The sequence below is a fragment of the Dietzia sp. UBA5065 genome, assembly GCA_002415925.1.
Lineage (GTDB): Bacteria > Actinomycetota > Actinomycetes > Mycobacteriales > Mycobacteriaceae > Dietzia.
Map to the genome: position 1 here is coordinate 20,084 of DIAZ01000010.1, position 2,151 is coordinate 22,234.

At 75.2% G+C, this 2,151-nt stretch carries 2 protein-coding genes; one reads left to right on the forward strand and one right to left on the reverse strand.

The features are described from left to right. Nucleotides 1–84: 84 nt before the first annotated feature. Nucleotides 85–501 carry a rhodanese-like domain-containing protein gene (locus B4M60_RS00970; protein WP_291079491.1) on the reverse strand — a complete coding sequence of 139 codons (417 nt, stop codon included), beginning with the start codon at nucleotides 499–501 and terminating at the stop codon, nucleotides 85–87. Nucleotides 502–580: 79 nt separating this feature from the next. Between B4M60_RS00970 and B4M60_RS00975 the strand changes: the two genes are divergently transcribed. Further along, the gene (locus B4M60_RS00975) at nucleotides 581–2,005 is read left to right on the forward strand and encodes an FAD-dependent oxidoreductase (protein ID WP_291079492.1); all 1,425 of its coding nucleotides are present in this window, start codon (nucleotides 581–583) and stop codon (nucleotides 2,003–2,005) included. The last annotated feature ends 146 nt before the right edge of the window (nucleotides 2,006–2,151 follow it).

Consider the following 2,151-nt stretch of genomic DNA (forward strand, 5'->3'; position numbering starts at 1 on the left):
CCGTCGGGGAGCTCGTTGTTCTTCATCCTGTGCTTTCTCGTAGAATGGGCGGGACTCGGTGGGCGCGGCGGGCCGCCGCGCCGGTCAGGACTGCCGCCAGGGCAGGCCCGCGACCTTCCAACCGTTGACCGTGCCGCGGTGGCCGGTGTCGTCCGGGTCGCCCTCGAACCCCTCGGCCACGTTGTAGGCGGGGCCGTAACCGGCGGCGGTGGCGGCGCTCGCGGCGGCCGCCGACCGGGCCCCGCTGCGGCACAGGAACAGCACCGGCGTGTCCGGGCCCAGGCCCGCCTCGGCGAGCTGCTCCACGAACCGCTGGTTGCGCTCGCCCGCCGAGGTCATCCACTCGATGCCCAGCGTGTGCTTGCCCAGCCCCGACAGGTCGGCACCGCCGACCCACTGCCACTCGGCGCTGGTGCGCACGTCCACCAGCACCGCGTCCGGCTCGCTCGCGAGCAGATCCCAGGCCTGATGCGGATCGAGGTCCCCCACGTAGTCGCTCATGGGAGACGATTATGCTCCCCCACCCGCCGTTCGGTCGGGTCGAGGTCCCCGGGTCGCCCATCTGTGCGACGATCGGGACATGACGACTCCCTCGGATTCCGTGTTGCGCGTGGCCGTCGTCGGATCCGGGCCCGCGGGCGTCTACGCGTGCGAGGCCCTGCTCACCTGGGCCGATCAGCACGGCCGGGACATCGTGGTGGACTGCCTGGACCGGCTCCCCGTGCCGTTCGGCCTGCTCCGCCACGGCGTGGCCCCCGACCACCCGCGCATCAAGGGCATCGCCCGCACGCTGGAGTCGATCGGCGCCGACCCGCGGATCCGCTTCCTGGGCAACGTCGAGTTCGGCCGCGACCTCACCGTGGCGGACGTGCCGCGGTTCTACCACGCGGCGGTGTTCGCCACCGGCGCGCTGGCCGACCGCGAGCTCGGCATCCCCGGCGAGCACCTCGCCGGCTCGTACGGCGCCGCGCAGTTCGTCACCTGGTACGACGGCCACCCCGACGCCGACCGCGACTGGGCCCTGACCGCCCGCCGCGCCGCCGTGGTGGGCGTGGGCAACGTGGCCCTGGACGTGGCCCGGATGCTCGTCCGCACCCCCGGGCAGCTCGAGGCCACCGACATCCCCGAGCACGTCCGCGAGGGCTTCTCCGCCAGCGCCACCCGGGTGGTGTCCGTGATCGGCCGGCGCGGCCCGGCGTACGCCAAGTTCACCCCGCTGGAGCTGCGGGAGATGGGCAAGGTGGAGGGCCTGACGATCGTGGTGGACCCCGCCGACCTGGAGTACGACGACGAGGCCCGCGATCACCTGGAGCATGATCGCCGGGCCGGGCAGGTCTGCGACCAACTGGCCGCGTGGGCGGCCGCGCAGGCGGAGGCCGGTCACGCCTCGGCCGACCAGGCCGAGGCCGCCGCCCTCTCCGCCGGCGGGCGCGTGGTGCGGTTCCGCTTCCACCGGTCCCCCGTCGAGGTGCTCGGCGTCGACGGCCGCGTGGCCGGCCTGCGCCTCGAGCGGACCGAGCCCGACGGCACGCGGGTGCGCGCCACCGGCGAGGTCGAGGAGATCGCCGTGGATGCCGTCTACCGGGCCGTGGGCTACCGGTCGGACCCGCTCGCCGGCGTGCCGTTCGACCCGTCCACCGCGACCATCCCCAACGACGGCGGGCGGGTGCTCACCGGGCCCGGCGGCGAGCCCGTGCGGGGGCTGTACACCGCCGGGTGGATCAAGCGCGGGCCCACCGGCGTGATCGGCACCAACCGCCACTGCGCGGTGGACACGGTGGACCTGCTGATCGCCGACCTCGACGCCGGCGCCCTGGCAGAGCCCGAGCGCACCGACCCGCAGGCCGTGCGCGACCTGCTGGCCGAGCGCGGGGTGACCGTGGTGGACGGCTCCGGCTGGGCCGCGATCGACGCCCGCGAGCGCTCGCTCGGACGGGCCGCCGGCCGCGAACGCACCAAGCTCGGCAGCCGCGCGGCGATGCTCGACGTGGCCGCCGCCGGCTGACCGCCCCCCACCCACCGCCCCCCTCCGGATCCGCTACCCCGCTGCACGATCCGCTGCCCGCATGCAGATAGCGGATCGTGCAGCGGGGTAGCCGACTTGCCGAGTGCGGTCGGCGCGGGGCCCAGCCGGCCTCGGACTCACTCGGT

Bases quoted from the DNA above. Each gene is read 5' to 3' on its own strand.
- B4M60_RS00975 (WP_291079492.1), top strand. From the start codon at position 581: ATGACGACTCCCTCGGATTCCGTGTTGCGCGTGGCCGTCGTCGGATCC.
- B4M60_RS00970 (WP_291079491.1), bottom strand. From the start codon at position 501: ATGAGCGACTACGTGGGGGACCTCGATCCGCATCAGGCCTGGGATCTG.